This window comes from Microvirga aerilata, from assembly GCF_016743775.1.
Lineage (GTDB): Bacteria > Pseudomonadota > Alphaproteobacteria > Rhizobiales > Beijerinckiaceae > Microvirga > Microvirga aerilata.
Map to the genome: position 1 here is coordinate 1 of NZ_JAEQMY010000028.1, position 12,986 is coordinate 12,986.

General features: G+C 63.7%; 8 protein-coding genes and 1 riboswitch. Of the genes, 3 read left to right on the plus strand and 5 right to left on the minus strand.

Going from position 1 to position 12,986, the window contains the following annotated elements; all coding sequences use genetic code 11:
- Positions 1–52 precede the first annotated feature (52 nt).
- Complete coding sequence (locus JKG68_RS17645) at positions 53–1,249, minus strand: fumarylacetoacetate hydrolase family protein (RefSeq protein WP_202062174.1); 1,197 nt, start codon at positions 1,247–1,249, stop codon at positions 53–55.
- A 485-nt stretch (positions 1,250–1,734) separates the two neighbouring features.
- Between JKG68_RS17645 and JKG68_RS17650 the strand changes: the two genes are divergently transcribed.
- Positions 1,735–2,523, plus strand: coding sequence for an LOG family protein (locus JKG68_RS17650; RefSeq protein ID WP_202062176.1), 789 nt, complete (start codon positions 1,735–1,737; stop codon positions 2,521–2,523).
- 12 nt (positions 2,524–2,535) lie between these two features.
- On the plus strand, positions 2,536–3,933 hold the full coding sequence (gene chrA / locus JKG68_RS17655; protein ID WP_202062177.1) for a chromate efflux transporter: 1,398 nt from the start codon (positions 2,536–2,538) through the stop codon (positions 3,931–3,933).
- A 48-nt stretch (positions 3,934–3,981) separates the two neighbouring features.
- Here the strand turns inward: chrA and JKG68_RS17660 are convergent, their stop codons facing one another.
- The 4 genes from JKG68_RS17660 to JKG68_RS17675 all read right to left on the minus strand — a co-directional run bounded on the left by JKG68_RS17660 (position 3,982) and on the right by JKG68_RS17675 (position 10,243).
- Positions 3,982–4,761, minus strand: coding sequence for an SDR family oxidoreductase (locus JKG68_RS17660; protein WP_202062178.1), 780 nt, complete (start codon positions 4,759–4,761; stop codon positions 3,982–3,984).
- An 18-nt stretch (positions 4,762–4,779) separates the two neighbouring features.
- Entirely contained in the window at positions 4,780–5,691 is a 912-nt protein-coding gene (locus JKG68_RS17665) for a dihydrodipicolinate synthase family protein (RefSeq protein ID WP_376773166.1), read from the minus strand.
- Between the two features lie 361 nt (positions 5,692–6,052).
- Positions 6,053–8,839 carry a phosphoenolpyruvate carboxylase gene (ppc, locus tag JKG68_RS17670; RefSeq protein ID WP_202062180.1) on the minus strand — a complete coding sequence of 929 codons (2,787 nt, stop codon included), beginning with the start codon at positions 8,837–8,839 and terminating at the stop codon, positions 6,053–6,055.
- Between the two features lie 90 nt (positions 8,840–8,929).
- Entirely contained in the window at positions 8,930–10,243 is a 1,314-nt protein-coding gene (locus JKG68_RS17675; protein ID WP_202062181.1) for an Hsp70 family protein, read from the minus strand.
- A gap of 184 nt (positions 10,244–10,427) precedes the next feature.
- Here JKG68_RS17675 and JKG68_RS17680 point away from each other — a divergent pair, with 184 nt between their 5' ends.
- Positions 10,428–12,779: a Tex family protein gene (locus JKG68_RS17680; RefSeq protein ID WP_202062182.1), complete on the plus strand. Its 2,352-nt coding sequence runs from the start codon at positions 10,428–10,430 to the stop codon at positions 12,777–12,779.
- A 54-nt stretch (positions 12,780–12,833) separates the two neighbouring features.
- Positions 12,834–12,940, plus strand: a riboswitch (TPP riboswitch).
- Positions 12,941–12,986: the final 46 nt, after the last annotated feature.

Sequence of the window (12,986 nt, forward strand, 5' to 3'; positions counted from 1 at the left end):
GAAGCCTCCGAGGCCGCGACCCAATCGCCTGCAATATAGTTCTTCGTCATCGTTAGCCTGCCGTTTTGGTGTTGATGAGGTTGCGCTGCGCCAGATTGGCCATGAAGGCACTGATGCCAAAGGTCCAAGGCTCGCATTCCGAACTTGGCTTCATGCGGTTAATCAGGGCTCCGAGTTCCGGAGCCGCGATGGTGACGATGTCTCCGGTCTTGTGGGTGAACCCCATGCCCGGATTGTCCCGGTCCTGTGTCGGCGCAAACATGGTTCCAAGGAAGAGCGCAAATCCATCGGGATACTGATGGTGGGGACCGATGGTCTGCGCCACAAGGTCCTCAGGGTCACGGCTGATCTTGCTGATGGAGGAAGAGCCCTCGAGCTTGAACCCATCTTCCCCTTCGACCGTCAGCGTCACCGTCGTTTGACGCACATGGTCGAGGGAAAAGGTCTCATCGAAGAAGCGGACGAACGGACCGATGGAGCAGGACGCGTTGTTGTCCTTTGCCTTGGAGAGGAGCAGGGCGGAGCGCCCCTCGAAATCGCGCAGGTTCACGTCGTTGCCCAGGGTCGCGCCAACGATCCGGCCCTGTCCTGTCACGATCAGGACCACCTCCGGTTCGGGATTGTTCCAAGTCGACTTGGGATGCAGGCCCGCGTCCATGAACGCACCGACAGCAGACAGGGTCGGCGCCTTGGTGAAGACCTCCGCATCCGGGCCGATCCCCACCTCGAGGTACTGGCTCCATGCGCCTTGGGCCACGAGCACGTCCTTCAAGGCCATCGCCTCGGGGGATCCGGGCTTGAGGCGGCTCAGGTCGTCCCCGACGAGCCGCAGGACCTCGGCCCGGATGGCCGCGGCCGCGCTGGCATCCCCCCGGGCGCGCTCCTCGATGACACGCTCCAGCATGGACACCGCGAAGGTAACGCCCGCAGCCTTGATGACCTGAAGGTCGACCGGAGCCAGGAGCCAAGGCTTCGACGGGTCCCGGCTGTCAGGCGCCGTATTGCCTGCGATCTCTTTGAGGGACCCGACCCTCTCCCCTTCAGATACCCTCACCACCCCGGCCGGATCATCCATCGCGGCAAGGCCGCTTACGGTGGAGCAGGCGGCCGAAATGTCGAAAAGCCCATCCTGTCTCACGGCAACCACGGAGGGCCCGAGGCCCGGCCGCCAGACGCGCCCGACGAGAGCCCCCTGGAATCCGTCAGCAGGCAGAATACGGGCAATGTTCGTCGAAGACAGGTCATCCATGGGCTGGCGCTCGCTTTCCATAAGGGCTGATTCCTGCCCTCTTTCCTTGCTGCGCCATAGATATAGCCGCACAAACACAAGCGGCTATAGAGAAAATGATTTCCCTTGGCTTCGTTGGGGAAAGCTCGGAACCAACATGGTTCGTCCTCCGTTGCGACAGCGTTGCTGGGCGATTGAAGCTTCGCTCACGCTTTTTCGAGAAAGGGATGCAGGCTCATGTCCGACACGCCGTCTCCAACCCCGCAGCCTGATGTTCCCAACCCGACACCCCAGCCTGTCCACCCTGATCCCGGCCCTGTCGGCATCCCGAGCCCGCAGGAGCCCGTGGGGGTTCCGCCCACGACGCCCAGTGAGGCTCCCAGTCCAGCTGAGCCGGTGGGCATTCCGCCTTCAGGGCCCCAGGAGCTTCCGAACGGGCCCATGGGGAATTAACCTGGCTTCAAAGGCGTGCTTTGTGCATGCCCGAGCCGGAGGAGATCGCCCCCATGGATGACCGCACACCTGCAAAGGAAGCCAATCACACTTCGCCATCCTACCGGCTGGCCGTGATGGACCAGGATTTTCTCCTCGGCGATTCCATGCGTGGCGTTCGGTTTCAGCTCGAATACGCCAAGGCTGAGGAAAGCCTGCGCATTTGGGGGGTACGCTCCACCATCGTGGTGTTCGGCAGTGCCCGCATCCGCGAGGATGGGCCGGGCCGACACCCCTTCTGGTATGCGCAAGCCCGCGCCTTCGGCGCAGTCGCATCGCAGCGTGGAGGCGCCCTGACGGTCACCAGCGGCACCCGGGACAATGTGATTGCCACAGGCGGCGGCCCCGGCATCATGGAAGCCGCCAACAGGGGCGCGGCCGACGTGGGTGCCCCCTCCATCGGCTTCAACATCACCCTGCCGCACGAACAGGAGCCCAATCCCTATTCGACTCCGGAGCTGACCTTCCGGTTTCACTACTTCGCCATGCGCAAGATGCACTTGGCCATGCGGGCGAATGCCCTGGTGGTCTTTCCCGGCGGCTTCGGCACGCTGGATGAGCTCTTCGAGATCCTGACCCTCCGCCAGACGGGCAAGGCCCCGGCGCTGCCGATCGTTCTGTTCGACAAGGCCTATTGGCAGTCCGTCATCAAGTTCGATGCCCTGCTCGAGCATGGCATGGTGAGCGAAGGCGATCGCGAATTCGTCAGATTCGCCGATACGGCCGAGGACGTGTGGACGACCCTCATCGACAACGGCCTTGTCGTGCAAACGATGGAACGACAACCCGATCAGGACTTTTGAACGGCGTACGTGGTGAGCAAAACAGTGCAAACCTCACGCGAGTCCGATGCTCAATCCCCAACCAATCATGGTGTCTCCCTCGGCGAAGCTTTTCGTGTGTGGCTGCGCGTTGCAGCCCTGAGCTTCGGCGGGCCAGCGGGCCAGATCGCCGTGATGCACCGCATCTTGGTCGAGGAAAAGCGTTGGATTTCCGAGGGCCGCTTTCTGCATGCGCTCAATTACTGCATGCTTCTCCCAGGACCCGAGGCGCAGCAGCTTGCCACTTATGTAGGCTGGCTCATGCACCGCACTCCTGGCGGCATTATGGCAGGAGGCTTGTTCATCCTGCCCGGCATTATCGCCATCATGGCCTTGAGCTGGATTTATGCGCTCTATGGCCAAGTGGGCTTCGTCTCGGCTCTTTTCTTCGGCTTGAAGGCAGCCGTCCTCGCCATCGTGCTGGAAGCCGTGGTGCGGATCGGCAGGCGCGCCCTCAAGAACCGTATCCTGATCGGATTGGCCGCCGCAGCCTTCGTGGCGATCTTCTTTTTCGATGCGCCCTTTCCGCTGATCATTCTCGCAGCGGGTTTGGTGGGCTTTTTTGGCGGAAGAGCAGGATTGCCTCAGTTCCAGCTCGGTGGTCATGGCAACCTTGCTCAAGAACACGATAACCTGCTTGGTGACGAGTTATCTGACCATGCGAAGCCGAATACTGGGCGCAGCCTGCGCGTGGCCGCTCTGTGGCTTGCCCTGTGGCTCACGCCGGTTCTGGCTCTCGTGCTGCTCTTCGGTCAAGGTGATGTCTTCAGCCAGATCGCGATCTTCTTCTCCAAGATGGCCATGGTCACCTTCGGCGGGGCTTATGCGGTTCTGGCCTATGTGGCGCAGCAGGCCGTCGAGACCTATGGCTGGCTGCAGCCCGGGGAGATGCTCGATGGGCTCGGCATGGCTGAGACGACGCCGGGCCCCCTGATCATGGTGCTGCAGTTCGTGGGCTTCATGGCCGCCTTCCGAGATCCGGGCTCGCTGAGCCCGCTCGTTGCGGGGACCTTGGGCGGGCTTCTCGCCACATGGGTGACCTTCGCCCCCTGTTTCCTCTGGATTTTCCTGGGCGCTCCCTACATCGAGGTTCTGCGCGGCAACCAAGCTTTAAGCGGCGCGCTTTCGGCCATTACGGCTGCTGTGGTGGGGGTGATCCTCAATCTGGCGATCTGGTTCGGCATTCACACGATCTTTGGCGAGGTCGCCCCCTTTGCATGGGGGCCCGTCAGCTTCGATGCGCCGGTTTGGGGAAGCGTCAACCTGTGGGCGCTGCTGCTCTCGGCGGCGGCCATCGCGGCGATGTTCCAGTTCAAGATTGGGATGCTGCCGACGTTGGCTGCAACGTCATTGGCCGGGATCGTTCTTTATATGGCAGGCGCCATCGCCTGAGGGCCAGGGATGAGACGGCGTTCCGTCTCATCCCAACGTTCCGATTTTTCAGGTCACGGACGAGATCTGCCCGCCGTCGACGCGCAGGATCGAGCCCGTCATGAACGAGGCTCCCTCGCTCGCAAGGAACACGGCCGCGGCGGCGAATTCCTCGATCTCGCCATAGCGACCTGCCGGAATGCCGGCGCGAGCGGCTGCCGCCACATCGTCGACAGAGCGGCCGGTACGCTCCGCATTGGCGGCATCCAGCTGCTTCAAGCGATCGGTGGCGATGCGACCTGGCGCAATGGCGTTGACGGTGACGCCGGACGACGCCACCTCGCTCGACAGGGTCTTGCCCCAGCCGACCAGCGCCGGACGGATCGCATTCGAGATGGCGAGGTTCGGGATCGGCTGAATCACGCCGGACGAGATCACCGAGATGATGCGGCCGAACTTGCGCTCGATCATGCCGGGCAGCAGCTGATCGGCGATCCGCACGAGGTTGACGAACATGGCCTCGAACGACTGACGCCACTGATCGGAGGAGACGCCCTGCGCCTTGCCGGGCGGCGGGCCGCCGCTGTTGAGGATGAGGATGTCGACGCCGCCGAGCGCTTCCGTCACATCCTTGACCAGAGCATCGACCTGGTCGACCTTGCCGGTATCGCAGATGAAGGGCAGCACGCCATTGCCGATCTTTTCGGCAGCAGCTTTCGACCCTTCCATCGTGCGGCTGGCGATGGCGACACGCGCGCCCTCCTCCGCCAGCCCTTGAGCGATACCGAAGCCCAACCCCTTGCTCGCACCCAGAACGAGCGCGCGCTTTCCGTCCAAACCTGTTTTCATGATGTAAAGCTTCCCTTCTTACGAGCGCTCGATGCGCTCCATCAGCCATTCTATCTCGGCAATCGTCTCCGGGCTCAGCTTCGGCCCCGGCTTGCGCAGCGTGTCGGACGCGATGATGCCGCGCCGCTGCAGCACGTATTTGCGCACGGCCAAACCCACGCCCGGCTGCGTCTCATAGCGCACTAACGGCAGGTGCCGGTCGAAGAGATCGTGCGCCTCCTGGCGCTTGCCCTGATTGATGAGGTTGACCACCCCCACCAGCATCTCGGGATAGGCATAGCCCGTCATGGCGCCGTCGGCCCCGCGCTCCATCTCGAAGGGCAGGAACATGCCGCCATTGCCGCACAGAATCGACACGCGGCGCACTTGGCCGGCATCGCTTGCGCGGCGCAAGGCGGTGATCTTGTCGAGACCCGGCCAATCCTCGTGCTTGAGCATGACGCAGGAGGGGCTCTGCTCGATGATGCGCATGATCACCTTCGGCGTCATGACCACGTTGGTGGTGAGCGGATAATCCTGGAGCACCCAGGGCACGTCAGCCCCGATGGCTTCCACCGCATCGGCATAATAGGACACGATCTGATCGTCGGTCTTCAGGGTCGAAGGCGGCGCGATCATGACGCCGGCCGCTCCCGCATCCATCACCTTGGAGGAGAGACCGGACATGGCCGCAAAGCCTGCCGCCGAGACGCCGACGATGACGGGCACGCGGCCTGCCACGGTCGCGATCACCTGGCGGGCGAAGGCCAGCGCCTCATCGGCCGCGAGCTTGGGCGCCTCGCCCATGATGCCGAGGATGGTGAGCCCCGTGGCCCCGGCTTTCAGGTAAGCCTCGACCATCCGGTCGGTGGAGGCGGTGTCCACCCGCCCGTCGCTCTCGAAGGGCGTGGGGCAGATGACGTAGACGCCGGCGGCAGAACTCGTGAGCAAGGCTTCCTCCATGGCAGGGCTTGGGCGATCAGGGCTCCTCCATACACCTGCTTTCCGCCCGGTGCACTACCCTTCGGGCATTTGCCTCATGCGACCTCAACCTCGGCCGGAGCCACTCATCTTGCCGCCGCCGTCCTGCTTGTTGACGGTGGCCCAAGCGCGCCACTCCGCTTCCTTCTCCGGGAGACCCCGACTCTCCTAGCACTCCTCGATATGCTCGGCTTTGCGGTTCTGTTTCTCCGTATAGGTGGGTTTGCACCACGGGCCATTGTGCACCCCTGTTGGTCGACAGGTCGAGAATGCATCCTCTCGGCGGTCAACCAACCCGGCGCAGCCCCGGGCCCGCTACTCTGTTTCGAATTTAGCCGCTGTTGCGTAGCCCTGCTGCGATGCCATTGATCGACAGGTGAATGCCCTGCACCACCTGTTCGTCCGCATCGCCTGAGCGGTGGCGCTTCAGGAGTTCGATCTGCAGGTGATTCAGCGGATCGAGATAGGGGAAGCGGTTGCGGATCGAGCGTGCCAGAAGCGGGTTGCCGTCGAGAAGGGACTGCTGCTGCATGATGGCAAGCAACTGCTGGATCGAATCCTCCCATTCCCGCCGCAGCCGCGGGAAGATGGCCTCGCGCAACCCCTCGTCCTCGACGAGCTTCGCATAGCGGGACGCAATGGCGATGTTGCTCTTGGCCAGCACCATATCCATGTTCGAGAGCAGCGCTTGGAAGAACGGCCACTCGCGGTACATTTCCTGCAACAGGGCCAAGCCCGTGTCGGGCCGCTTCTCAAGCCACGCGTTGACCGCGGAGCCGAACCCATACCAGCCGGGCAGCATGAGGCGGCACTGCGCCCAGCCGAACACCCAGGGAATGGCGCGAAGATCCTCGATGCGGCGCGAGTTCGTGCGTGAGGCCGGTCGGCTGCCGATGTTCAGGTTGGCGATCTCGCCGATCACGGTCGATTCCCAGAAGTAGCGCTCAAATCCTTCCGTCTCATAGACGAGTGAGCGGTAAGCCTTGAAGGCACTGTTCGAGAGTTCCTCCATCGCCTTGAGGTACTCCTCTCGCGGGGCGGGTTGGCCCGAGTGCAGCAGGGAGGCTTCGAGCGTTGCGGCCGCAAGAATTTCAAGATTGCGGCGTCCGAGATCGGGATTCGAGTATTTGCCCGCGATGACCTCGCCTTGTTCGGTGATGCGGATGGCGCCCTGCACGGCCCCGCCGGGTTGCGCCAGGATCGCCTGATAGCTCGGCCCGCCGCCACGGCCCACGGAGCCCCCGCGTCCGTGGAAGAGGCGAAGAGCCACCCCATGTCGCTTGAAGACCTCGATCAGCTCAATCTCGGCCTTGTAGAGTTCCCAGCCGGAGGTGAGGAACCCGCCATCCTTGTTGCTGTCGGAGTAGCCGAGCATCACCTCCTGCGCCTGCCCGCGGCTGCGCAACAAGCGCATGTAATCGGGCAGCGCGAAGAGCGCCTCCATGACATGGCTGCTGTTGCGCAAGTCGGCGATGGTTTCGAAGAGCGGGATGATGTTGATATGCATCTCCCCCTCACGCGGCCGCAGGAGGCCGGCCTCCTTCAGGAGCAGGGCGACCTCCAGGATGTCCGACGGGTCGCTGGCTTTGGAGATGACGTAGTTGGGCACTGCAGTGCGGCCGTAACGCCGATGGGCCTCGGCCGCTTCGCGAGCGATGGCGAGTTCGGATGCTGTTTCCGGCGAGTACTCGAGATAGGGCGAGGTCAGGAGCCTTGGCGTCCTGATCTCCTCCAGCAGCAGAGCAACACGGCTGTCTTCCGACAGGGCCTCGTAGCCCGTGCCGGGCATCGCCTTCTCGAAGATTTCGGCGACGACACGTTGATGAACGTCGGAGTTCTGACGCAGGTCGAGGCTTGCCAGATGATAGCCGAACACATCGACGGCGCGGCGCAGCTTGCGCAGGCGGCCGCGCGACAGGGAGCCCGACCCGTTCGACAAGAGCGAGCGATGCAGGACCGACAGATCGCCGGCGAACTCTTCGACGCTGCCATAGGCCGGTGCATCGCCCACTGCGTGACGCGCGACGTCGCCGTGACCGAGAGCGGCGGCGGTTGAAGCCAGGCGCGCATAGATGCCGCTGATGGCACGGCGATAGGGCTCATCCTGGCGATGGGGCGAAGGATCCGGTGACGCCTTGGCCAGTTCCTGAACCTGCTCGGACACGTTCACATATCGTCCATCAAGGGACAGCTCGGCGCCCAGGCAATGAAGTTCCTCCAGGTAGAAGCCGAGCGCATGCTTGCTCTGGAGCAGCAGGGCCTGACGCAGGGCATCCGCCGTCACGAACGGATTGCCGTCGCGGTCCCCGCCGATCCAGCTGCCCATGCGCAGGAATGAGGGGAGCTCCACGGTTTCCCAGACAGGGTCCATGGACGCTAGCTGATCCTCCAGGGAGGCGTAGACCCGGGGCAGCTCCTTGAAAAAGGTATAGTCGTAATAGGACAGGCCGTTCATGACCTCGTCGATCACCTTCAGCCTGTTGCGCCGCAGAATGCTGGTCTGCCAAAGCGTCAGGATGGCGCGGCGCAGGGACTCCTCGCTCGCACCCTCCTCTTCCGGGGTCAGGTGCTGACGGTCTCGCTGCGCCAAGATCTGGGAGATTTCCATCTCCCGGTCGATGGTGCTCTTGCGGCGCACTTCCGTAGGGTGCGCCGTCAGAACGGGACAGACGAGCGCCGAGGCAAAGAAGGCTTGCAGGGCGGATTGGCTGATGCCCGCCTCCTGCGTAAGCTTGAGGGCCCGGGCCAGCGTTCCTTCCCGCGGGGCCGGAGCCGCCATGGCATGAGCCCCGGCCATGGCGTGCGCCCGGGAACGCCGGACGTGGTGCTGATCCTCGGCAAGATTCGCCAGATGCGAGAAGTAGCTGTAGGCCCGGATGATTTGGTTCGTGCGCCCGCGCGAGAGGCTGTTCAGGATCGTCTCGAGTTCCCGTCGCGCGCCCTCATCCTCCTCCCGATGAAAGCGGATCGAGGTCTGGCGGATGCGTTCGACGATCTCGAAGGCCGCCTCACCCTCCTGTTCGCGGATCGTATCTCCGAGAAGACGCCCCAGGAGCCGGATGTCGTCGCGAAGCGGGAAATCCTTTTCGGGGGTGACGTCTGGGTTGATCAGGGACATGGGACGCTCCCGCTTCAGGCACGTTTGCTGCACCCGCGAAATAAAACCCTTTGTCCATGCCAGGCAAGCGTAATTTAATTATAAAGGCGGCTATCCGTTTGTAATCGCCCAGCGTTCCGGCTCTTCGGATTGGCCGATCAGCGCAAGGCCATAGGCGATTGACTCGAACTGGTCTGCGGAGGTCAGGCGGCTCTCTCCGAAGCGCTCCACGAACAGGCGGCGGATCGCAGGGACGAACGAGGTGCCGCCCGTGAGGAAGACCCTCTCGACCTCTTCCGGCCGCACACCGGCCTTGGCGAGAGCCTCGTCGACCGTTCCGGCAATGCGGCCGACATCCTCGGCGATCCACGCCTCGAAGTCGGCACGGGTGATCCGGGCCTGGATGTCGACGCCCTCGCCCTGGAAGCGGAACTCCGTTTCGTCCTGGCTGGAGAGCGCAACTTTCGCCGAGGAAACGGCGCGGTAGAGGGCAAAACCCAGGTCGTATTCGATGATGTCGATGAATTTCTCGAGCGGCTCAGGCTCCAACGCGACGCGTGCAAGCTCGCGCAGTTCCTTCAGGTCGCCGCTGCCCTTCATCATGGCCAGCTGGTTCCAACGGGCGAAATTGGCGTAGTAGTGGTTGGGAATCGACAGGATCTTGTCCATCGAACGGTAAAGCCCGCCCTTGCCGAGGCGGGGCGAGACGACCCTGTCGACGATCCGGTAGTCGAAAGCGTCGCCGGCGAGCCCGATGCCCGCATGCCCCAGGGGCTCGGCCCGCAGGGTCCCATTGGCACGCGAGAAGCGCATCACCGAAAAATCGCTGGTGCCGCCGCCGAAATCGGCCACGAGCACGGTGGAATCGTGGTCCAACTGCCGGGCGTAGAAGAAGGCCGCTCCCACGGGCTCATAAACATAGCGGGCATGCTCCGCGCCAAGCCGGCCGAAGGCCGCCCGATAGCGCTGCATGGCCAGATCGTCGTCCGGATTGTAGCCTGCGAACCGCACAGGGCGGCCGATGACGACATTGGGGGCGCTCCAATCCAGGCGGGAGCCGCCGTGCCGCATGAGCGTGCGCAGGAAAGCGCTCAAAAGGTCCTCGAAACCGTACCGCTCCCGGAAGATGCGGGTTTCCTTGAAGGTTGCGCTGGCAGCAAATGTCTTGAAGGATTGGATGAACCGGTGCGCGTGGAGCCCCTCGAGAAAGTGCTCGATAGCCCAGGGACCGCCCTCGACCCCGGTGCGCAGGCCGTTTCCGTGGCGCTCGTCCCAGAAGCAGAGCGCCGTCACATAGACCTTCAGATCCTCTCCCCCGTGCTCGAAGGTCAGCGCCTCCACATGGCTCTCCGGATCCGCGATGGCCACGACCGTGTTGCTCGTGCCGAAATCGACACCGATGGAAAAATCACGGGAGTTGCGCATGGCGGCCTCGAACGGACAGGCAGGGGGGCCGGACGGTCTATACGGCAAGACCTCAGCCGCCAAGGGGAATTATCGGAAATCCGCTTTCCCCATCGGCACTGCGACCCTGGCGCTGTGAACGGGCCGTTGACCCGGGAGCCTCCTGCACCGTAGAAGCCGCGCCTCGGCTTTATCGGAGACTTCCATGCTATCCATCGGTCAGCGCATCGCCAACGAACTGAATGTTCAGGAATGGCAGGTCAAGGCGGCCATCGACCTGCTGGACGGCGGTTCGACCGTGCCCTTCATCGCGCGCTACCGCAAGGAAGTGACCGGCACCCTGGACGACGCGCAGCTTCGCACGCTCGACGAGCGCCTGCGCTACCTGCGCGAATTGGAAGACCGCCGCAAGACGATCCTCGACAGCATCCGCGAGCAGAACAAGCTCACGGACGAACTGGCGCTCCAGATCAACACCGCCGACACGAAGGCGCGGCTGGAAGACCTTTATCTGCCCTATAAGCCCAAGCGGCGCACCAAGGCGCAGATCGCCAGGGAGGCGGGCCTGGAGCCCCTGGCGGATCAGCTCCTGAGCGAGCCTCATCGCGAGCCGAAGCAGGCTGCGGCGGCTTTCGTGAACCCGGAGAAGGACGTTGCCACCCCCGAAGCTGCGCTCGAAGGCGCGCGCTCCATCCTGGTCGAGCGCTTTGCCGAGAATGCGGAGCTCCTGGGTGCCCTGCGTGAAACTTATTGGGAGCGCGGCAGCCTGACGTCGAAGGTGCGGGACGGCAAGCAGACGGACGGCGCGAAGTTCGCGGACTACTTCGACTTCGCCGAGCCTCTGCCGAAGCTGCCCTCCCACCGCATTCTCGCGCTCTTCCGCGGCGAGAAGGAAGAAATCCTCGATCTGCGCATGGAGGAGGACAAGGACAGCGCGGAGCCGGGATATGTCAGCCGCTACGAGGGCCGCACGGCCCTGGCCTTCGGGATTTCCGACCAGGGCCGCCATGGCGACAAGTGGCTTCTCGAAACGGTGCGCTGGGCTTGGCGCACGAAGCTGCGCTTCTCCATTGAGCTCGACATGAAGATGAAGCTCTGGCAGCTCGCCGAGGATGAGGCCGTGAAGGTGTTTGCGGGCAACCTGCGCGACCTGCTCCTTGCCGCACCCGCAGGCGCGCGGCCGACGCTCGGGCTCGATCCAGGGTACCGCACCGGCGTGAAGGTGGCAGTGGTGGATGCCACCGGCAAGGTTGTGGCAACCGATACCATTTACCCGCACGAGCCCAAGCGCCAGTGGGATGACTCAATCGCCACCCTGGCGCGGCTCTGCCGAGCGCATAAGGTGGAGCTCATCGCCATCGGCAACGGCACCGCATCGCGCGAGACCGACAAGCTCGCAGGCGAACTGGTGTCGAAGCATCCGAACCTCCAGCTCACCAAGATCATGGTCTCGGAAGCCGGCGCCTCCGTCTATTCCGCATCGGCCTATGCCAGCCAGGAACTGCCGGGGCTCGACGTGTCGCTGCGCGGTGCCGTCTCCATTGCGCGCCGCCTGCAAGATCCGCTTGCGGAACTGGTGAAGATCGATCCGAAATCCATCGGCGTCGGGCAGTACCAGCACGATCTGGCCGAGTACAAGCTCTCCCGCTCCCTCGACGGGGTGGTGGAGGACTGCGTGAACGCGGTCGGCGTCGATCTCAACACGGCGTCCGCCCCGCTGCTTGCCCGCGTGTCGGGTCTCGGCGATTGGGTGGCGCAGAACATCGTTAGCCATCGGGACACCAACGGCCCGTTTAAAACCCGCAAGGCCCTGACCAAGGTCTCAGGTCTTGGACCGAAAACCTTCGAGCAGGCGGCAGGCTTCCTGCGCATTCCCAACGGCGACGATCCGCTGGACGCCTCCGGTGTCCACCCGGAGGCCTACCCGGTGGTGCGCCGCATCCTGGAGGCCACCAGGAGCGACATCAAGGTGGTGATCGGCAACGGCGCCGTTCTGAAGAAGCTCAACCCTCAGAGTTTCACGGACGAGAAGTTCGGCGTTCCGACCGTCAAGGATATCCTGAGCGAGCTGGAAAAGCCCGGCCGCGATCCGCGTCCCGAGTTCAAGACGGCCACCTTCATGGAAGGCGTGGAGAAGATTGGCGATCTCAAGCCTGGAATGATGCTGGAAGGAGTTGTCACGAACGTAGCCGCTTTCGGCGCCTTCGTGGATGTGGGCGTGCACCAGGATGGGCTCGTGCATATCTCGGCGCTCGCCGACACCTTCGTGAAGGATCCGCGAACCGTGGTGAAGCCCGGCGACATCGTGAAGGTGAAGGTGCTCGAGGTCGATATCCCGCGCAAGCGCATCGCGCTCACCATGCGCATGAGCGATCCGGCCGAGAAGCGGCCTGCGGGGCGCCAGGAAGACAACCGGGCCGCCTTCCAGAAGCATCGCTCGCAGAATGACAGGAAGCCCGTTGCGCAGGCCCCCTCCTCCGGCGGCGCGCTGGCCGATGCCCTGCGCAAGGCCGGCATGGCGAGTGCTCCGGGTAAGGATAAGGGCAACCGCCGCTGATCGGTGATCATGACAGGTGTGGCTTGTCGCCGCCCCTGAACTGTTCTAGAAGCAAAGCGTCTCACGGGGAGCCTCAGACGAGGCTGAGAGGTGGCCAGGCCACCGACCCGTCGAACCTGATCCGGGTCATGCCGGCGGAGGGAATGAGCATGCGACATCGCCAAAAAAGCTGTGCCCCGTGCAATTTGCGCCGCCAACCCGGCCTGC